This window comes from Streptomyces sp. NPDC001750, from assembly GCF_042892615.1.
Taxonomy (GTDB): Bacteria; Actinomycetota; Actinomycetes; order Streptomycetales; family Streptomycetaceae; genus Streptomyces.
The window spans coordinates 121,885-140,916 of the sequence record NZ_JBIAUE010000004.1 but is presented as its reverse complement, the minus strand read 5'-3'; the positions used below and the strand labels follow the sequence as shown (position 1 = coordinate 140,916).

At 73.1% G+C, this 19,032-nt stretch carries 16 protein-coding genes; 7 read left to right on the top strand and 9 right to left on the bottom strand.

The window, feature by feature from the left end; all coding sequences use genetic code 11:
• Positions 1–162: 162 nt before the first annotated feature.
• The 3 genes from thiE (at position 163) to ACFYY6_RS08870 (ending at position 2,955) form a co-directional block, all read left to right on the top strand.
• Positions 163–816 carry a thiamine phosphate synthase gene (thiE, locus tag ACFYY6_RS08880; protein WP_351623620.1) on the top strand — a complete coding sequence of 218 codons (654 nt, stop codon included), beginning with the start codon at positions 163–165 and terminating at the stop codon, positions 814–816.
• A 152-nt stretch (positions 817–968) separates the two neighbouring features.
• On the top strand, positions 969–1,886 hold the full coding sequence (metF, locus tag ACFYY6_RS08875; RefSeq protein ID WP_351525222.1) for a methylenetetrahydrofolate reductase [NAD(P)H]: 918 nt from the start codon (positions 969–971) through the stop codon (positions 1,884–1,886).
• A gap of 49 nt (positions 1,887–1,935) precedes the next feature.
• Positions 1,936–2,955: a hypothetical protein gene (locus ACFYY6_RS08870; protein WP_389192308.1), complete on the top strand. Its 1,020-nt coding sequence runs from the start codon at positions 1,936–1,938 to the stop codon at positions 2,953–2,955.
• 48 nt (positions 2,956–3,003) lie between these two features.
• Here ACFYY6_RS08870 and ACFYY6_RS08865 read toward each other — a convergent pair whose 3' ends face one another.
• From ACFYY6_RS08865 to ACFYY6_RS08845, 5 genes are all read right to left on the bottom strand, one after another.
• A complete protein-coding gene (locus ACFYY6_RS08865; protein WP_389192305.1) occupies positions 3,004–4,512 on the bottom strand; it encodes a phytoene desaturase family protein in 1,509 nt (502 codons plus the stop codon).
• Between the two features lie 64 nt (positions 4,513–4,576).
• Complete coding sequence (locus ACFYY6_RS08860; RefSeq protein ID WP_351525219.1) at positions 4,577–5,194, bottom strand: DUF4126 domain-containing protein; 618 nt, start codon at positions 5,192–5,194, stop codon at positions 4,577–4,579.
• 364 nt (positions 5,195–5,558) lie between these two features.
• Complete coding sequence (locus ACFYY6_RS08855; RefSeq protein ID WP_351525218.1) at positions 5,559–6,170, bottom strand: TetR/AcrR family transcriptional regulator; 612 nt, start codon at positions 6,168–6,170, stop codon at positions 5,559–5,561.
• Between the two features lie 29 nt (positions 6,171–6,199).
• Positions 6,200–8,293 carry a YhgE/Pip domain-containing protein gene (locus tag ACFYY6_RS08850; protein ID WP_351623615.1) on the bottom strand — a complete coding sequence of 698 codons (2,094 nt, stop codon included), beginning with the start codon at positions 8,291–8,293 and terminating at the stop codon, positions 6,200–6,202.
• The gene (locus tag ACFYY6_RS08845) at positions 8,265–9,116 is read right to left on the bottom strand and encodes an ATP-binding cassette domain-containing protein (protein WP_351623613.1); all 852 of its coding nucleotides are present in this window, start codon (positions 9,114–9,116) and stop codon (positions 8,265–8,267) included. The genes ACFYY6_RS08850 and ACFYY6_RS08845 overlap by 29 nt, the downstream gene beginning before the upstream one ends.
• A gap of 229 nt (positions 9,117–9,345) precedes the next feature.
• On the opposite strand from ACFYY6_RS08845, the gene ACFYY6_RS08840 reads away from it, so the two are divergent.
• The 3 genes from ACFYY6_RS08840 to ACFYY6_RS08830 all read left to right on the top strand — a co-directional run bounded on the left by ACFYY6_RS08840 (position 9,346) and on the right by ACFYY6_RS08830 (position 11,647).
• A complete protein-coding gene (locus ACFYY6_RS08840; protein WP_386609077.1) occupies positions 9,346–9,873 on the top strand; it encodes an SAV_6107 family HEPN domain-containing protein in 528 nt (175 codons plus the stop codon).
• A gap of 93 nt (positions 9,874–9,966) precedes the next feature.
• Positions 9,967–10,725 (top strand): methyltransferase, encoded by a 759-nt coding sequence (locus ACFYY6_RS08835; RefSeq protein ID WP_351525214.1) that lies wholly within the window; start codon positions 9,967–9,969, stop codon positions 10,723–10,725.
• Between the two features lie 529 nt (positions 10,726–11,254).
• Positions 11,255–11,647, top strand: a complete 393-nt coding sequence (locus ACFYY6_RS08830; RefSeq protein ID WP_073788843.1) for a DUF3040 domain-containing protein — start codon at positions 11,255–11,257, stop codon at positions 11,645–11,647.
• A 273-nt stretch (positions 11,648–11,920) separates the two neighbouring features.
• Here the strand turns inward: ACFYY6_RS08830 and ACFYY6_RS08825 are convergent, their stop codons facing one another.
• The 4 genes from ACFYY6_RS08825 to ACFYY6_RS08810 all read right to left on the bottom strand — a co-directional run bounded on the left by ACFYY6_RS08825 (position 11,921) and on the right by ACFYY6_RS08810 (position 17,642).
• Complete coding sequence (locus ACFYY6_RS08825) at positions 11,921–14,332, bottom strand: DUF3488 and transglutaminase-like domain-containing protein (protein ID WP_351523899.1); 2,412 nt, start codon at positions 14,330–14,332, stop codon at positions 11,921–11,923.
• Positions 14,329–15,708, bottom strand: coding sequence for a DUF58 domain-containing protein (locus tag ACFYY6_RS08820; RefSeq protein ID WP_388649502.1), 1,380 nt, complete (start codon positions 15,706–15,708; stop codon positions 14,329–14,331). Before ACFYY6_RS08820 ends, ACFYY6_RS08825 begins: the two co-directional genes overlap by 4 nt.
• Complete coding sequence (locus tag ACFYY6_RS08815) at positions 15,708–16,745, bottom strand: AAA family ATPase (RefSeq protein ID WP_351523895.1); 1,038 nt, start codon at positions 16,743–16,745, stop codon at positions 15,708–15,710. The genes ACFYY6_RS08820 and ACFYY6_RS08815 overlap by 1 nt, the downstream gene beginning before the upstream one ends.
• 333 nt (positions 16,746–17,078) lie before the next feature.
• Entirely contained in the window at positions 17,079–17,642 is a 564-nt protein-coding gene (locus ACFYY6_RS08810) for a carbonic anhydrase (RefSeq protein WP_351623604.1), read from the bottom strand.
• 388 nt (positions 17,643–18,030) lie between these two features.
• On the opposite strand from ACFYY6_RS08810, the gene rsmH reads away from it, so the two are divergent.
• The gene (gene rsmH / locus ACFYY6_RS08805; RefSeq protein WP_351623602.1) at positions 18,031–18,996 is read left to right on the top strand and encodes a 16S rRNA (cytosine(1402)-N(4))-methyltransferase RsmH; all 966 of its coding nucleotides are present in this window, start codon (positions 18,031–18,033) and stop codon (positions 18,994–18,996) included.
• Positions 18,997–19,032: the final 36 nt, after the last annotated feature.

Below are 19,032 nucleotides of genomic sequence, written 5' to 3'. Positions count from 1 at the left end.
GGCCAATCTGTTCGGGGGGGGGGGGGGTGGGGGGCCGCGGGGCGCCCGGGGGGGGGGGGGGCGCCCCCGGGGCCCGGGCGCGGGGGGGGGGGGGGGGCCCCCCCGCCCCCCACCCCGAGCCGCTCCGATCACCGTTCACGCTCTTTCGGGGGGAACCGCACCATGCCCACGCCTCGCGCGCAGCTGTCCGACGCCCGGCTCTACCTGTGCACGGACGCCCGCAGGCGCCAGGGAGACCTCCCGGCCTTCCTCGACGCCGTCCTCGCCGCCGGGGTCGACATCGTCCAGCTGCGCGACAAGGGCATGGAGGCCGCCGAGGAGCTCGAACACCTCGCGCTCCTCGCCGACGCCTGCGCGCGCCACGGCAAGCTCCTCGCGGTGAACGACCGGGCCGACGTCGCCCACGCCATCCGCTCCGACGTGCTCCACCTCGGCCAGGGAGACCTGCCGGTCCCCGCGGCCCGCGCCGTCCTCGGCGACGACGTGCTGATCGGTCGCTCCACCCACGCCCGGTCCGAGGTCGACGCGGCCGTGGCCCAGCCCGGAGTCGACTACTTCTGCACCGGCCCCTGCTGGCCCACCCCGACCAAGCCCGGCCGGCCCGCCCCCGGCCTCGGCCTCGTGCGGTACGCGGCCTCGCTCGGCACCCGGCGCCCCTGGTTCGCCATCGGCGGGATCGACGCGGGCAACCTCGACGAGGTGCTGGACGCCGGGGCGCGCCGGGTGGTCGTCGTACGGGCGATCACCGAGGCCGACGACCCCGGGGCGGCCACCGCCGACCTCGCCGGAAGAATCCGGGCCCGCGCGGAGGCGTGACCGGGCGCGGCCCGGGGGTATCGGGGCGCGGTCCGGGACCGTGCCGGAGCGTGGACGGCCGAATGTCCGAAGGATGGACAAAGAAACGTTCAATCCGGACATTTAGCGCTGGTCTGGTCCTGCGGTCCGCACGCTCTGGTTAACCTGCCCATATGGCCCTTGGCACACCTACCACCAGGACGGATCACGCGCCCACGGTGCGTGAACTCCTCGCGACCGGCAAGCCCTCGTACTCCTTCGAGTTCTGGGCGCCCAAGACCGAGAAGGGCGAACGCAACCTCTGGAACGCCCTGCGCCGCGTCGAGGCGGTGCGGCCGAGCTTCGTCTCCGTGACGTACGGCGCCGGCGGCTCCACCCGGGCAGGGACGGTCAAGGCCACGCAGGAGATCGCCGCCGACACCACCCTCACCCCGGTCGCGCACCTCACCGCGGTCAACCACTCCGTCGCCGAGCTGCGCAACATGGTCGGGCAGTACGCCGACGCCGGGATCCGGAACATCCTCGCCGTGCGCGGGGACCCGCCCGGCGACCCGATGGGCGAATGGGTCGAGCACCCGCGCGGCGTGCGGTACGCGGCCGATCTGGTCCGGCTCATCAAGGAATCCGGTGATTTCTGTGTCGGGGTCGCGGCATTTCCCGAGATGCACCCGCGTTCGAGCGACTGGGACACCGACATCCGGCATTTCGTGGACAAGTGCCGTGCCGGTGCTGATTATGCGATCACCCAGATGTTCTTCGATCCGGACGATTATGTGCGGATGCGTGACCGGGCGGTCGCTGCGGGTTGCGAAACCCCGATCATTCCCGAGGTCATGCCGCTGACCAGCGTCAAACAGCTCGACCGGTTCGCACAGCTCAGCAACGCCTCTTTCCCCTCGTCGCTGAAAGAACGGATCCTCGCGGTCAAGGACGATCCCGCGGCTGTACGCTCCATTGGTATCGACTTCGCAACGGAGTTCTGCGCGAGGCTGCTTTCCGAGGGTGTGCCCGGACTGCACTTCATCACGCTCAACAACTCGACGGCGACGCTCGAAATCCACGAGAATCTCGGACTGCACGAGCAGTTGTGACCGGCCGTACCCGCCACGACCCGGGCGGCGGCCGTAGGAGGGGGCGGGCATGGGCTGGACGGTCCTCTACATCGCGTTCGGAATCGTCGCGCTGTGGCTGCTCGGCGAGGTGCTCCTGCAGTACAAGGCACGCCTGCGCTGGCGACTGCTGGCCTTCGTCGGCTTCCTCTGCGTGATCATCGGCGTCCTGACGCAGTCGCAGTTCGTGATCATCGTTGGCACGATCGCGTTCGCGACCGGCCAGACGTACGTCACGCTGTCCTTCCGGCGCGGCTTCTCCACCGGCTGGGCCATAGGGGGAAGCCCCGGCCAGAGTCGTCGCCGCCGCGGCGGGAGGGGCGGCAAGGGCCGGAGCGGCCGCAGGGCGGCACCCACGCTCGAAGTGTCGGACGTGGAGGCGGCGCAGGACGGGCAGGTGCCCGCGCAGCCGATGGCCGATGCCTCGCGCGCCGCCGTCTACGAGCCGGAGCCGCTGCCCGACGACACGGGGCAGTACGGCGTCTACTCCGATCACTCCCGCGCGGCACGGGGCGGCGGTCTCGACGACCAGGCACAGACGCGGCTGCAGCCGCAGTACGCCGCGTTCGACGGCGGCACCGACCCCGCCGCGTACCCGGCGCCGGGCCAGGACCTCCCGGCCGGCCACGACACGTTCCCGGCCGGCCCGGCCGCGTTCGCCGACCAGGACGTGTTCGCCGCCGGTCACCCGGCGTTCTCGACCGGTCAGGACGCGTTCTCGACCGGTCAGGACTCGCTGGGCGGCCAGAACTCCTTCGCCGGGCCGTACGACTACGGCACGGGCGGGCAGCAGCGGTACGCCGCGTACTCCGACCCCTACATCGGGACCGGCTCCGCGGGCGGTGCCGCCCCGTACGACGGCTACGGCGACCCGTACGCCCAGCAGCAGTACGCCGAGACCCCGCCGGGCGGTGTCTGGGTGCCGCAGCAGCGCGAGGGCGAGCAGCATCCGGCCATGCCCCCGGAGCGGCCCGCCGAGCCCGCCCCGTATCCGAACGGCTACCCCAACGGCAACGGCAACGGCTACGACGGGGAGCCGTACCGCTACTGAGCGCCGGGGCGCCGCCGCCGACGGGCTCGACGGGCGGCGCCGCGGGGGTCACTGGGAGCCCCGGAACCCGTCCCCCTCCACGATCAGCCCCGCGACCAGCGCCCCCGACATCCCGGCATGGGCGAGCCCGCCGCCCGGATGCGACCAGCCGCCCGCGAGGTAGAGCCCCGGCAGCCGGGTGCGGTTGCCGGGACGCAGATACGCCCCCTGGGCCCCGGCCAGCGCGGGCCCGGGCACCGAACCGCCCTCGGCGCCCGTGTCGGCCGCCGTCTCGGCCGGGGTACGCACCTCGGCGTGCAGGATCCGCTCCCGAACGCCGGGCACGACCGCTCCCGCCGCCTCGATCAGGTTGTCGGCGAAGCGCGCGCGGGTCGCCGGATCCGTCCAGTCCACCGTCCCGTGCGGGGCGACCGTCGCCGTCAGCGTCACCGCCTCGTGCGCGTCGTCGGGGCGGGTCGTCGGGTCGTCCGGGCGCAGCACCGTCACCGTCGGCCGGTCGGCGACCCGTCCGGCGAACACCGCCTCCTGCTCCGCCGCGCCGTCCGCCGGATGCACCACCGTCCGGTGCGCGGCGTCCGCGGGCCGGGCGCCGCTCAGCGACAGCATGACCAGGAAGCGGCCCGGCTCCGCCGCCCGCCCCCGTCCCGGCCCGTCCCCCTCCGTCCGCAGCGCCTCACCGGGCACCAGGCCGGGGCGCGGCCGGACCCCCAGCACCACGTGTTCGGCCTCCGCGACCGTGCCGTCCGCGAACTCGACGCCCGCCGTCCGGCCGTCCTTCTCGACCACTCGGGCCGCTTCGCGGCCCAGGACGAACTCCACCCTCCGGGCCAGGCACCGCTCGTACACCGCCCGCGCCAGGGCCCGGATCCCGCCCTCGACGTACCAGCTGCCGAAGGTCTCCTCCAGGTACGGCAGCAGGGCGGCGGCGGCCGGTGCGCGGCGCGGGTCCAGGCCGTACGACAGGGCGTAGCCGTCGAGCAGGGCGGCCAGCCGGGCGTCCGCCAGCTCCCACGCGCCGACCTCCGCCACCGTGCCCGCCTGCCGGGCCGGCCGCAGCAGCCGACGCTGCCGCGGCGCGGGATACGGATCACGGCCGAGCACCTGCCAGTCGGGGCGCAAGGGTTCCTCCAGGAGCGGGCGTCTCGACCGGTCCCAGGCGTCCCGCGCCCGGTCGAGGAACGCGCCCCAGGCCGCGCCCGCTTTGCCCCCGAGCGCGGCGTCCAGTGCGGCGACCACACCGGCTCGCGAGGCGTTCGGCAGCGAGACGGCCGTGCCGTCCGCGAAGACGTGACGGCTCGCCGGATCGACCTGGGTCATCGTGACGCACCGCTCCAGCGGCTCCTTGCCCGTCTTCACGAACAGGTCGCGGTAGACCGCGGGCAGATGCAACAGCGTGGGGCCGGTGTCGAAGGCGAAACCGTCATGGGCATACCGGCCGACCGAGCCGCCGAAGGTCTCCGACCGCTCGTACACCGTCACCCGGTGGCCTGCCACGGCGAGCCGGGCGGCCGCCGCCATCGCGCCCATCCCGGCGCCGATCACCGCAATTCGTGCCATGCCAGCGACCTTAACCGCCTGCCTCCGGCACCCCGTCCACGGGCCTCGCGACCGTCCGCGGCGCTCAGACCGGCGGCCCGGGCGCACCCGCCGCGGCCAGGCGCCGCTCCTCGCGCCGCCGGGCCCTGCGGCGCAGGAACCGGCGGATGCGGGACGTCAGGAAGACGACGGCCACCAGGCCGAGCAGCAGCAGCGTCGCGGCGATGATCGCGGCCGCCAGCGGATGGAACACGGCGAAGACGACGATCCCCGCCACGCCCAGGTCCTCGGCCGCGCTCACCACGATGTTGCTGAACGGCTCGGGAGAGGTGTTGACCGCCATCCTGGTGCCCGCCTTCACCAGATGGCTGACCAGCGCCGTGGAACCGCCGATGGCACCGGCCGCGATCTCCGGCAGCGAGCCGCTCTCGCCCGCCAGCAGCGCCGCCACGACCGCACCGGCGATGGGCCTGACGGCGGTCTGCAACGCGTCCCAGGCCGTGTCCACGTACTGGATCTTGTCCGCGACCATCTCGCACAGGAACAGCACACCGGCCACGAGCAGGACGTCCGTGCGCTGCAGCGCCGCGGGCACCTCGTCGGAGAGACCGGTCACGCCGAAGACGCCGAGCAGCAGGACCACCGCGTAGGCGTTGATCCCGCTCGCCCAGCCGCTCGTGAACACCAGGGGAAGTACGGACACGGACGTGATGGTAGCCAGACGGACCCGGTCCCGGGCGGGGTTCCGTGCAGGACGTGAGTATCCGTACCTAGACGGTGAGATGAGTAGGTACGCGGATGGGTTCCCTCTCGCGCGGACGGAAGAGTGGAACGCGGACAGGGGAGCGGCGCGCGGCACCGCCGGCACGGGGCGGCGGAACGGGCGCGGCACTCCTTCCGGACCGGGGGAGTACGGGGGAGAACGAAGGAGAGCCCGCGGGCCACGGGGAGAACGTGGCCGGGGGGAAGGCTCTCCGGCAGCGAGGATGACGCCGGTTCGGCGGGGACCCGGGGGATCGGGCCCCACCGGACCGGCGTCCTCGCGCACCGGCCCGGCGAGGGGCGGATCAGCGCCCGCTGACCCGTCCGCGCAGCAACAGCGACAGCGCCGAGTGCACGTCGTCGATCGACCGCTCCGGCTGGAACGCCTGCCAGTCCAGGGCCGCCACCAGCACCATGCCGACCAGGGCGGCGGCCGTCAGCGGAATGTCGATCTCCTCGCTGAGCTCACCGCGCTCCACGCCGTCGCGCAGCACCCCCTCGACCACGGCCACCGCCTCCTGACGTACCACCAGGAGGGTCGACTGCCAGGCCCGGTTGGTGCGCCACAGCTCCGCGACGTAGAGCTGGGTGAAGGCTGGGTAGCGGTCGATGAAGACCAGGCCCGCCCTGATCATCGCGTCCAGCGCCTCGACCCGGGTGCCGCCGCGCTCCTTCGTCCCCTCGGCCGCGGAGCGCAGCGACGCGGTGAGCAGCCCGACGCCATGGCGCAGCAGTTCCTCGAAGAGCTCGGTCTTGCTCTTGAAGTTGTAGTAGACCGTGCCCTTGGCGACCCCGGCGCGCTCGGCGATCTCGTCCACCGTGGTCGCCGAGAAACCCTTCTCGGCGATGAGGGTCACAGCCGCCTCGTAGAGCTTCTGCCGGGTGGCTCGGCGGCGCGTGCCGCTGCTGCTTTCCATGCCCTTGATTCTCACAGGTTCCGGCGCGCTCACAGACTCAGCTCCGGATGCAGTCGGTCCAGGGTCCACACCTGCTTGCGGCGCGCGGCGAACGCGGTCAGGGCGAGCGCCCCCGCCGTGAAGGCCAGCAGTACCGCGGAGCCCTGCCAGACCGGGCCGAGCCCGCCGCCCGTGATCAGCCTGCGCAGCCCGTCGACGATGTAACTCATCGGCAGATAGGGGTGGATCGCGTTGAAGAAGCCGGGGCTGGTCTGCACGGGATACGTGCCCCCGGCCGAGGTCAGCTGGAGCATCAGCACGGCCAGTACCAGGATGCGTCCGGCAGCCCCGAACTGGGCGTTGAGCCACTGCACGATCGCGGCGAAGCAGCAGGTCACCAGCGCGAGGAAGCCGATCGTCCCGGCGGCTCTGGTCATCTCCAGCCCAAGTCCCCAGTGCAGCACGGACATCAGGGCGGCGACCTGGAGCAGGCCGATCGCGGCCACCGGCAGCCAGCCCGCGAAGGCGATCCGCCAGGCGGAGGCCCCGGCGGCGAGTGCCCGCCGGTTGAGCGGCTGGATGAGCATGTACGCCACCATCGCGCCGACCCAGAGGGACAGCGGGATGAAGTAGGGCGCGAAGCCGGTGCCGTAATTGGGGGCGGCGTGCAGCGACTTGGAGGCCAGCTGCACCGGGTCGGCCATGACCTCCGAACGCGCCTCGCGGTCCTTCTCGTCGTAGTCGGGGATCCTGCCGACGCCGTCGTTGAGGCCCTGGGCGAGGCTGGTGGAGCCGTCGCCGAGCCGGACCAGGCCGCTGTCCAGGTCGGTGGCGCCCTTCTTGAGGTTGCCGACGCCGGTGTCCAGGTCGGCGGAGCCGGTCCTGGCCGAGACGAGACCGGTGTGCAGTTCACCCGCTCCCTTGGCGACCTTGTGGGCGCCGGTGTTGAGCGCGTTGACCTTGGACACGGCGGACTTGAGGTCCTCGTCCAGGCGCGGCGCGCTCTTGGCCAGGTCCTCGGCCTGCCGCTGCAACGTGCTCAGCTGGGACCGCAGCTTCTTCAGGTTCCCGTTCTCGTTCGTCACCAGTGCGTTGACGTCGTCGGCGACCTTCGCGACATCGGCCGCCGCGGTCTTCGCGCGCTCGAGCGGCGGGCAGGCGGAGGCGGCGTCGTCGGTGGGCGGCGCTTGCGTGCACGTGGTGCGGTAGACCTCGGCCAGGTCGTCGGAGGCCGTGCGGGCGGAGGTGGCCGCGGCGGGCGCCGCCTCGACCAGCAGGTCGAGGTTGTCCCGTACGGTCTGCGCGGAGTCGGCCACCAGCCGGGCGGTGTCGCCGATCGACTTGCCGTTGTCCTTCAGGAACGGGCGCGCGTGCGACGCCACCGCGTTGACCTTGTCGGCCAGCGCCTGGGTTCCGTTCGCGACCTGCCGGGAGCCGGATTCGAGGTCCCCGGCGCCCTTGTTGAGCTTGACGATTCCGCCGGCCAGGTTGCTGCTGCCGTTCTTGGCGTTCTTCAGTCCGTCGGCGAGATCCTGCGAGCCCTTTTTCGCTTTGCCGATGCCGCCCTTGAGGTCGTCGGCGCCCTTGGCGGCCTTCGCCGTCGCGTCGTGCAGATCGGAGAAGTTGATGAAGATGCGGTCGTAGAAGGTCCGGGAGGCGTTGGTCGACGCGGCGGTGCGCACCTCGGAGAAGACCGAACGCGAGATCTGCCCCACGATGTAGTTGTTGGCGTCGTTCGTGCGTACCTGGAGCGCGCCGGTCTCGGGGGAGTCGCCCGAACTGGAGGCGATCCGCTCGCTGAAGTCCGACGGCATGGTGAGGGAGAGGTAGAACGTGCCGTTCTCCACGCCCTTGTGGGCCTCGGCGGAACTCACCTCGTGCCACTCGAAGGTCTTGGAGTCGAGCAGCTTGCCGGTGATCTCGTCACCGGCCCTGACGTGCTTCCCGCCGACGGTGGCGCCCTTGTCGTCGTTGACCAGCGCGACCGGGATCTTGTCGAGGCGGCCGTACGGGTCCCAGAAGGAGCACAGGTACAGGGCGCCGTAGAGCAGCGGCAGGAGCAGCAGCGCGATCAGCGCGGCGACCGGCAGCTTCCCCCGGCCGAAACGCCTCAGCTCAAGCGCGGCAAGTCTCGGCGAACGCATCGGCCGGCCGTCCTTCCTCGGTGGTGGTCCCGTCGGCGGGGGCCTCGTCGGCCGCGGGCCCGTCGGTGGTGATCGTGGCGGCCGGGTCGTCGTCGGCCGCGGTGCCCCGTGCGTGCGCCGGTGCGGCCGTGGCGTCGGTCCGTACGACGACGGCGCCCTCGGGCGCCTGGCTGCACACGGCGAGCACGGTGGTGCCGCCGTCGGCGACGGACCGCAGCAGTTCCCAGGCCTGGGCGCGCTCGGCGTCGGAGAGCTTGAGGTCGGTGTCGTCCACCGCGAGCAGCCGGGGCCGGCCGATCAGCGCGAGGGCGATGGACAGCCGCAGCGCCTCCAGCCGTTCCAGATCCCGTACGGAGGTGCGCTCGCCCTTGGGCAGGGCGGAGGGATCGAGCCCGGCGGCGTCCAGCGCCGCGTCGATCCGTCCCCGCGCGGCGGCCACGCGCTCGGCGCGCGGGCGCAGCAGGGCGCGCAGCGAGCCGTCGTAGCGGTGCCGGAGCAGGGCCTGCTCGCGCAGGTGCTCGGCGACGGTGAAGGCCGGGTCGAGTTCGTTGACGCCGGGCACCTGGCCCAGTGCGCTGATACGGCGCACGGCGGCCATCTTGCGGGGCAGGCGCAGTCCGCCGACCTTCGCCCGGCCCTCGGTCGGGCGCATCCGGCCGGTGAGCGCGAGCAGCAGGCAGGTGCGGCCGGAGCCGGACGGTCCCTCGATCGCGACCAGCGACCCGGGTCCGGCCTCGATGTCCACGCCCCGGAAGGCCCAGCCGCGCGGTCCCTTGAGGCCGAAGTCCCCGGCGGCGACGGCCGCCCCGTGCGGGCTGTCCACAGACTCTCCCTTGCTTTGAACTGACTAGTCAGTTCAAAAAGATTATCCGGAACTCGGACCCGAGGCAAAACGCGGCCGCGGTGCCCGCCGGGGTGCCCCCGACACCGGGAGGAACAGCAGGTCGGCGGGCGGATCGGGCCGATTGTCAGTGGTGCCCGCCACCATGGATGCGTACGGCCACGAAGTCGTTGCGCGACGGAAGCCGTCGCACGAGACAGGAGGTTCCGTCATGGCCCACTCCTCCGCTGCGGCCGCGCCCCGGCGCCGCGCGGGCGGCCCCGCCCCCTCGCCGACCGGTCCGGCCGACGCCGTCCACCCCGTCCCGCGCCGCACCGCCGCACCCCCGGCCGCCCTCGACCTGCTCGCCCAGGCCCGCGCCGGCCTCGACGAGGCCGCCACCCTCGACGTGCCGAACGAGCGCTATGCGACCGCCCACCTCGCGGCCCTGCGCACCGCCGCCGCGGTGCTCGCCGTGCGGGCCCGCCCGGAGACCTCCCGGCGGCGCCGGGAGCGGATCCGCAGCGCCTGGGAGGTGCTGCCCGAAACGGCTCCGGAGCTGACCGAATGGAGCGCGCTGTTCGCCTCCGGAGCCCGGCGCAGGGCTCGCGCGGAAGCCGGTATACCGGGCGCGGCCAGCCGGCGGGACGCCGATGACCTGCTGCGGGACGCCGAGATGTTCCTGCGACTGGTCGAACGGATGCTGAGGCTCCAGCCGGTTCTCCCGCGGCCCCGGAGAGACCGGCCCGACGCGCGATGACGGCGCGAGGCAATAGGGTGGAGAGCACCTGTACCACCTGCACTGTTCACGCTCCGCCGTCACCGGCGGCACCGTGCCGAGGAGTCAACTGCCGTGTCGGACCAGCTGCGCCCCCGCGCCTCCCTCCGTACCGCCGTGGTCTGGGAGGTCCTGAAGGACGCCCTCGACCACCAGGTCAAGGCGACCGGCCGGGACGCACTGGACGTTCTGGACACCGGCGGCGGCACCGGCAACTTCGCGGTGCCGGTCGCCCGTCTCGGCCATCGCGTCACCGTCGTCGACCCCAGCCCCAACGCGCTCTTCGCGCTGGAGCGCCGCGCCGCCGAGGCCGGGGTCGCCGACCGCGTCCGCGGGGTCCAGGGCGACATCCACGGCCTGTTCGAGGTGGTCGAGCGCGGCGGCTTCGACACGGTCCTGTGCCACGGGGTCCTGGAGTACGTGGACGACCCCGCCGAGGGCGTCCGCAACGCCGTCGAGGCGCTCCGCCCGTCCGGGGCCCTCAGCCTGCTTGCAGCCGGGCTCGGCGGCGCCGTCCTGGCCAGGGCGCTGGCCGGCCACTTCACCGAGGCGAGGCAGGCGCTCACCGATCCGGCGGGCCGCTGGGGCGCGGGGGACCCGGTGCCCCGGCGTTACACCGCCGAGCAGCTCACCGAGCTGGTCTCCGCGGCGGACGTGGAGGTCGGGGCCGTCCACGGCGTACGGGTCTTCGCCGATCTGGTGCCCGGCGTCCTGGTGGACACCGAGCCCGGCGCCATGGACGCGCTGCTCAAGCTGGAGGCGGCCGCCGCCGAGCTGCCCGCGTTCCACTCGGTGGCGACGCAGCTGCACGTCCTGGGCACGAAGCGCACCTGAGCACCACAGGGCCCGTTCCTGCGAACCACCGTCGTTCGCCCGGCGTCCGGGCCGCGCGGCGTGCGGTGCCTCCCCGAGTTCTCGGCTCCGCTCGAACAGGGGAGACCCCATTGATCGCAGGGCGGGGGACCGCCCTCGTGCTGGACGTACAGGGACGATTCCGGCAATGAGGCGCGTGTGCGTGGCCGGGCGTCGCGCAACCGCCACCGATTCGAGGACACGGCCCGCCGGGCGACCGCAACTCGGCCGCACGGCGGTGGTCGGCCGCAGCGCGGCTGATCAGGGACGCAGCCGCAGACGGAGTACGTCCCGAGACGCCCGATCGGGGGCGGCGCCCCGTATGATCGGAGGACAGCGTCCGGCATGACGGATCGGAGGTCGGGGAATCTACGCCTCAACAGCCGATCCTTCGTGGCGGCCCGGACTGGCTGTGTGGCAAAGAGGGCGGGTTTCACGGGGGCGATTCCCTGCCTATCCTGGAAGGGCCGCAGACCGGCCGCCCCCCGCGGCCGACGACGAGGAGGACTCCGTGCCGCTCTCGGAGCACGAGCAGCGAATGCTCGAGCAGATGGAGCGAGCGCTGTACGCCGAAGATCCCAAGTTCGCGACAGCGCTCGAGGGAAGCGGACTGCGTACGTACACCCGGCGACGGGTCTACCAGGCGGTCGCAGGCTTCCTTGTGGGTATCGCGCTCCTCATGGCCGGAATGGTCGCCCAGCAGATCTGGATCGGCGTGGTGGGATTCCTCGTCATGCTGGGTTGCGCGGTCCTCGCGGTCACTGGTTGGCGCAAGGCGCCCAAGCCGGGGGAGCATCCGGCGGCCGACGTCGGCGGTGCGAACCGTCGGCCCAGGCAGCGTCGAACGGTGATGGACCGGATCGAGCAGCGGTGGCAGCGCCGCCGCGACGAACAGGGCCGCTGACGAGCGCTGTTGGGGACGCCGTCCTCGAACCGCCGTCCGGCCGGGCGAGCACACAGACGTCCCGAGGCCAAAAGCACGTTTGAGCGAGGGGGCGACCGCAGCACCGCGGTCGCCCCCTCCTCCGTGCTCCGACCCGTCTTCGAACCGCCACCGTGCGGCCGGAGGCCGGGCCGTGCCCAGGCTTCGCACGGCAGGCGGCGGTGCGAGGACAGGCTCTCGCACCGCCGCTCCCCGACGCAGACGCCGTCGCCGGGGACCGCGTTCCCGCAGACGTCATCCCCACCGGCGGGACGGTCCGCGCAGCCGACCCGTCCACCGGATCCGGCCCCACCGCGCCGCCCACCCCTCGCCGAGCGCCGCCCAGCGCTCCGACGCGGCACGGGCCACCCGAGCGGCCGAGCGTGGCGCGACGACGGCACGGACTCGCGTCCTCCACCCGGCCGACTCCCGCAGCCCGGCCCGTACCGCCTCCACGTCCTCGGCGAGCCCCGTGCCGGGCCGGGGCTCCGGGGCGTAGAGCACCTGCTCCACCGCACTGGCGACCCGGTGCAGCGCGGCGGACGCGTCGGGGCCGAGCCGCCCCAGCCGCACCAGCCGGTCGGCCGTCTTGCGCGGTGTCAGGGAGTCGTCGGGCCCGATCCCGTGGTCCCAAGCCGTGTCGATGACCTCCCGCCAGGCCGCCAGCGTCCGGGCCGTCGTGTCCGCCGGGGTACGTCCCGCCGGGACACCCAGCCGCCGTCTGCGCACACGGAGCCGCCAGATCAGGGGCAGCAGCGGCAGCGCCAGGGCCACCAGGGCGACCGCGGCCAGGCCGAGAACGGTGCCCGGGGGCGTTCCCGAGTCCGTCGGAACCGCCGTGCCCGGCGCTGCCGAGCTGCCGCACTCGCCCTGCTTGCGCATGGGTGCCGGGCAGTCGTCCGCGACGGACGGTTCGGCGCTCGGGACCGCCGAGGGGCCGCTCTCCGGCACGGCGGGGGCGGGCGTCTCACCGCTCGGGGCGTCCGGCAGCGTGTAGGACGGGGCGGTGCCCCGCGTGGGGGTGGGCTCGAAACGCGTCCACCCGATGCCCTCGAAGTACAGCTCTGGCCAGGCATGAGCGTCGCGCAGCCCCACCGACATCGAACCGTCCGGCTGCGGGGTGCCGGGAGTGAAGCCCACCGCGACCCGCGCCGGAATGCCCAGCGTCCGGGCCATCGCGGCCATCGTGAACGAGAAGTGGACGCAAAAACCCTGCTTGTCCTTCAGGAACCGGGCGATCGCGGCGCTCCCGGTGCCCGAGTCGACGGAGGTGTCGTAGGCGAAACCGCCGTCCGAGGCGAAGAAGTCCTGAAGCTTCACCGCGCGCTCGTAGTCGTTGTCGGCGCCCTTGGTCACCTCGGCCGCGGTCTCGCGGACCACTTTCGGCAGCGACCGCGGGAGGCGGGTGTACTCCTGCCGCAGGGCGGACGGCACGGCGCCCGCCGTGGCGAGCTGGTCGGCCGTCGGCCGGATCACCAGACTGGAGACCCGGTACCGCGCGCCGCCCGTCGTCTCCCCGCGGTCACCGACGAGGGTCCGCCCCGCCGGTTCGTACCGCCACTTCCCGGCGATCCCGACCTCGGTCGCGGGGTAGGGGAGCGGCAGATAGGTCTGCCGGTAGGAAGGGGCGGCGGAGATGCTCGACCTGACCTCGGTGACTGTGACGTCCGGGCCGAGCCCCTCCGGGGTCGGGAGGCGCTTCGGCACGTCCCGCAGCCGGCGCGTGGAGGGACGCCACTCGCTCCCGTCGAACGTGTCCAGGGCCAGGATCCGCAGATAGAAGTCCTGCGGGTTGCGGGAATCGGTGCGGTAGGAGATCACCTGCCGGTTGTCCGCCTGGGTCAGATTGTCCTGCATGGACACCAGCGGATTCACCGCTGAGATCGTGCCGCCGCCCTTGCCCTCCCCGGACCGCGCGTCGGCCAGCAGACCGCCGTCGAGCGCGGGCAGCGCCGCCGGGACCAGCAGGGAGATGCCCAGCGCCAGCACGCCGATGCGGCGCCCGGTACGGACCGGGGCCGTCGGCCGGCCGACGGAGAGGACGCCGCCCGCATCGCCCCGGGACCCGGCGCCACCACTGAAGACCCGCCCCCACTGGGAGAGCCGGTCCCGGCCCTCGGCAAGCAGGAGCAGCAGATAGCCACCGGCCGCCAGCAGGAACCAGAGCCAGTCCGCCCCGCCCCCGGACAGTCCCGCCGCGACCGAGAACAGCGCGAGGAGCGGCAGACCGGCCGGCGCCGCGCTGCGGAACGTCACGGCGAGCGCGTCCACCAGCAGACCGACCAGCAGCACGCCGCCGATCAGCATCAGCCGGATGCCGTCCGTCGCCGGTGCGGGCGTGGCGTACCGCCCGACGTCCTCCGCGCCCGACTCCAGCAGATGCGCCAGCCGCTGAACCGCCTCCGGGCCCGGCAGGAGACCGGCCACCGCCTGCTCCCTGGCGAACACCAGTGTCAGCAGGACCAGCGCGACCAGCGCCTGCGCGACGACGACCAACGTCCGGGGCACCGGCGCCCGACGGATCAGCGCCCCCGCCCCGGCCTGCATCGCCAGCAGGATCGCGGCCGGCAGGATCCACACCGCCGGCTCGACCAGCGGCAGCATCGAGCACGCCGCCATCAGCGTCGCCGCGACGGCGCACAGCGTCATCCGACCACGACCGCTCATGACCACCCCCCGGAGAAACCCGTCGTGCCGACGGCGGCGGGCCCGTCCGCCGCCCCCGCCTGTCCCGCCCGCCGCCAGTGATCGGCGAGACCGGCCCCCCGCCCCACCGGGACCGCCGTCCATCCCGATTCGCGCAGCAGCCGCAACCGCCGCTCGAACGCCTCCCGCGCCCCCGCGGCCGGGACGTCGTCCGTTTCCCAGTCCGCGCCGTCCAGCACGAACGCCACGGCACCCGCGCTGCGCCGCCGCATCCGGGCCACTTCCGCCGCCCGCTCCTCGTCGAGGTCCCCGAGGAACGCGATGAGCAGACCGTCGCCGGCCCGCAGCATGTCGTGCGCGCGCGACAGAGCGGTTCCGTCGGAGTGGTCGATCACCGCCAGGACGTCCAGCATCAGGCTCGCCGATTCGGCGGACTCGTGCGCCGACCCCGCGAGACCACCCGCCGCCGCACCCGGGACGGCGTTCCCGTCGTCCGTCAGCAACCGGACGGAGAAGCCCCGTTCCAGCATGTGCACCAGAGCGGAAGCCGCCCCGGACACCGCCCACTCGAAGGCGGAATCCGGCCCTGCTCCCCGGTACGCGGTCCGCCGGGTGTCCAGCAGCACCGTGCACTGCGGACGCTGCGGCTGCTCCTCGCGCCGCACCATCAGCTCCCCGTGGCGCGCGGTCGAGCGCCAGTGCACCCGGCGCAGGTCGTCGCCGTGCCGGTAGCCGCGCGGGATGACGTCGTCGTCGCCGGCGAGGGCGGGCGACCGCTGCCGCCCCTCGCCGTACCCCGGGGCCCCGCCCGCCAGCCGCACCGGCGGCAGCGGCTCGGTCCGCGGTACGACGACGAGCGTGTCGTACGCGCTGAAGGAGCGGGTGAGCTCGCACATGCCGAACGGGTCGCTCAGCCGCAGCTGCAGCGGCCCCAGCGGATAGCGGCCCCGCAGATCCGACCGCACCCGGTAGGACACCTCGCGCCGCCCGCCCGGCTCCATCCGGTCCAGCACGAACCGGGGCCTGGGCCCGAGCACGTAGGGCACCCGGTCCTGGAGCATCAGCAGCCCGGTCGGCAGCCGCGACACGTTCTCCATCCGCAGATGGACCCGTGCCTCCACGCCCGCGGGGACTCGGGACGGCGCGAGCCGGCGGGTGCCCGCGACCCGGTGACGCGTGCGGACGAGCACCACCGCGCACACCAGCGGCAGCGCGGCGAGCAGCAGCCCGACCCGCAGCAGATCCGCCTGGCCCAGCACGTACGCGCAGACCACCGCGGCGACGCCGGCCGCGAGGAAGGACCGTCCGCGCGTGGTCAGCCCGCTCAGAGCGGCCCGAAGACCGCCCCCGCCGTCACCGTCGTCCCTGGGGTTGGGGTCCGGCCCCCCGGCGGCCATCACACCCGCCGCGCGCCGGGCCGCGTCCGGTCGTACCCCGGACGGGCCGGTGCGGGCATCCGGACGCCGCCGTCGGCGGACGGCACCGGTGTCCGCCCGAGGATCTCCAGCACCACCTCCTCGGCGGTGCGGCGGTTCAGCTGGGCCTGCGCCGTCGGCAGCAGCCGGTGCGCGAGCACCGCGACCGCCAGCGCCTGCACGTCGTCCGGCAGGCAGTAGTCGCGGCCGGCCAGCGCCGCCGAGGCCCTCGCCGCGCGCAGCAGGTGCAGGGTGGCCCGCGGTGACGCGCCGAGCCTGAGGTCGGGATGGCCGCGCGTGGCCCCGACCAGCTCCACGGCGTACCGCCGCACGGGGTCGGCCACATGGACGGTCCGTACCGCCTCGATCAGTTTCGCGATCTCATGGGCGTGCGCCACCGGCCGCAGATCGTCGAGCGGCGAGAGCTCGCCGTGCACGTCGAGCATCCGGAGCTCCGCCTCCGCGCTCGGGTAGCCCATCGACACCCGTGCCATGAACCGGTCGCGCTGGGCCTCGGGCAGCGGGTAGGTGCCCTCCATCTCCATGGGGTTCTGGGTGGCCACCACCATGAACGGGTCGGGCAGCTCGTACGTGTGCCCGTCGATGGTGACCTGACGCTCCTCCATCGACTCCAGCAGGGCCGACTGCGTCTTCGGCGAGGCGCGGTTGATCTCGTCGCCGATCACGATCTGCGCGAAGATCGCGCCCGGCTTGAACTCGAAGTCCCGCCGCTGCTGGTCGAAGACGGACACGCCGGTGATGTCCGAGGGCAGCAGGTCCGGTGTGAACTGGATGCGCCGCACCGAGCAGTCGACGGACCGGGCCAGTGCCTTGGCCAGCATCGTCTTGCCGACCCCGGGCACGTCCTCGATGAGGAGGTGCCCCTCCGCGAGCAGCACGGTCAGCGAGAGCCGCACGACCTCGGGCTTGCCCTCGATCACGCTCTCCACCGACCCGCGCACCCGCTCCGTGATCGCGGTCAGATCTGTGAGGCTCGCTCGATCGTCATAGGTCGTCACCCGGCCCTCCTCGGCCCTGTCCCACGCTCACCAGGAGCAGAGGGGATACCCCATTCACGGACCGGATGCGCGCGGCGATCCGGCCCACCCCGAAACACGGACACCTCACCGGAGGCGTCCGGTGAGATGTCACACGCGCATTCTTGTGCCGTTATCGCTTCGTGTCACTCGCCTGTGGACAACTCGGGGCGGTATGTCGGGTTCGATGGGTTTCATCGGGATCCACAGGGGCCGTCCGAGGGGACGGGAGGCCGTCCGCACGTCCAGGACGTGGCCCTGCCGTCAAGGGGCGGTCCTGACGGCAGGAAGGCGGTCCTTGCGGTCGGGGGACGGTCAGGCGACGGGGAGCACCTCGCGCAGCAGGCCGGTCGTCACGTCGAAGACGAAACCGCGGACGTCGTCCGTGTGCAGAAGGAACGGCGAGGTGCGCACGCGCTGCATCGACTGCCGCACGTCCTGATCTGCGTCCTTGTACGCCTCCACCGCCCAGACCGGACGCTGTCCGACCTCCGCCTCCAGTTCCTGGCGGAATTCCTCGGTGATCGATTCCAGACCGCAATTCGTGTGGTGGATCAGGACGATGCTGCGGGTGCCGAGCGCCCGCTGGCTGATGGTCAGCGAACGGATGACATCGTCGGTGACCACACCGCCCGCGTTGCGAATGGTGTGGCAGTCGCCGAGCGCGAGACCGAGCGCGTCGTGCAGGTCGAGCCGGGCGTCCATGCACGCGACCACGGCGACGTGCAGGACCGGCTTGGCGTCCATGCCCGGGTCCACGAAATCTGCGGCGTACCGGACGTTCGCCTCGACCAGGCGGTCGGTGACCGTGCCCCCGGTGCGGTCCGGGGCGACAACAGATGCGGAGGGCCCGGTGGGGGAGTGCGCGGAAGTCGACATGGCTACGACGTTATCTCCCGCGCCCGGTCGCGTCGCGCTGTGGAAGGGGACAAAGAACGTCAACGACTTCTGTTGTGAGGTAACCCACAAGTCTCACAACAGTTCATTCCACCGGGTGAAGGACCAGGTGGACGAGGGGCCCGGCGACGCGCTGTCCGGCTGATTGATCGGGAATCGATCGAATGGCAGGGTGGACTAAAGTGACGGGAAGTTACGACACCCCGCACATTCCGTGGAATTCCCCCGTGTGCCGCGTACGTACGGTCCGGCCCTCTCCCGCTCGACGGTCGCCCGGTGCCCCTTCCCCGGCGCCGGACGGCCTCCCCTTCCGAGCGGGCGGGGACCCGCCCGTGCGTCCGCCGCACCGGACCTGAGCCTGAGAGGGCGCATGAGCCAGACCCGACACGTCCCGGTGATGCTCCAGCGGTGCCTGGACCTGTTGGCCCCTGCTCTGGAGGCGCCGGAGCCGCAGCATCCCGTGGTCGTCGACTGCACCCTCGGCCTCGGCGGGCACAGCGAGGCGCTGCTCTCGGCGTTTCCCTCGGCGCGGCTGATCGCCCTCGACCGGGACAAGGAGGCGCTGCGGCTCTCCGGCGAGCGGCTCGCCCCGTACGGCGACCGGGCCACCCTGGTGCACGCGGTCTACGACGAACTGCCCGAGGTGCTCGCCAGGCTCGGCGTCCCGAAGGTCCAGGGCGTCCTGTTCGACCTCGGCGTCTCCTCCATGCAGCTGGACGAGGCCGACCGCGGCTTCGCCTACGCCCAGGACGCCCCGCTCGACATGCGCATGGACCAGACCACCGGCGTCAGCGCCGCCGAGGTCCTCAACACCTACCCCCCGGGCGAATTGGTTCGGATCCTGCGCGCGTACGGCGAGGAGAAGCAGGCCAAGCGGATCGTCTCGGCGATCGTGCGCGAGCGCGAGAAGGAGCCGTTCAGCAACAGCGCCCGGCTCGTCGAGCTGATCCGTGACGCGCTGCCGCAGGCCGCCAAGCGCACCGGGGGCAACCCCGCCAAGCGCACGTTCCAGGCGCTGCGCATCGAGGTCAACGGTGAGCTCGCCGTCCTGGAACGGGCCATTCCGGCCGCGGTGCGAAGCCTCGCGGTCGGCGGACGCATCGCCGTCCTCTCGTACCACTCGCTGGAGGACAGGCTGGTCAAGCAGGTCTTCGCGGCGGGCGCCGCCACCACGGCACCGCCCGGACTGCCCGTCGTGCCCGAGCGCTACCAGCCCCGGCTGAAGCTGCTGACGCGCGGCGCGGAGCTGCCCACGGAGGAGGAGGTCGCCGAGAACCGGCGCGCCGCCCCCGCCCGGCTGCGCGGCGCCGAGCGGATCCGCGAGGACGAGCGATGAGCACCCGGCGTCCGGGGGCCCCGACACCGACGGCGA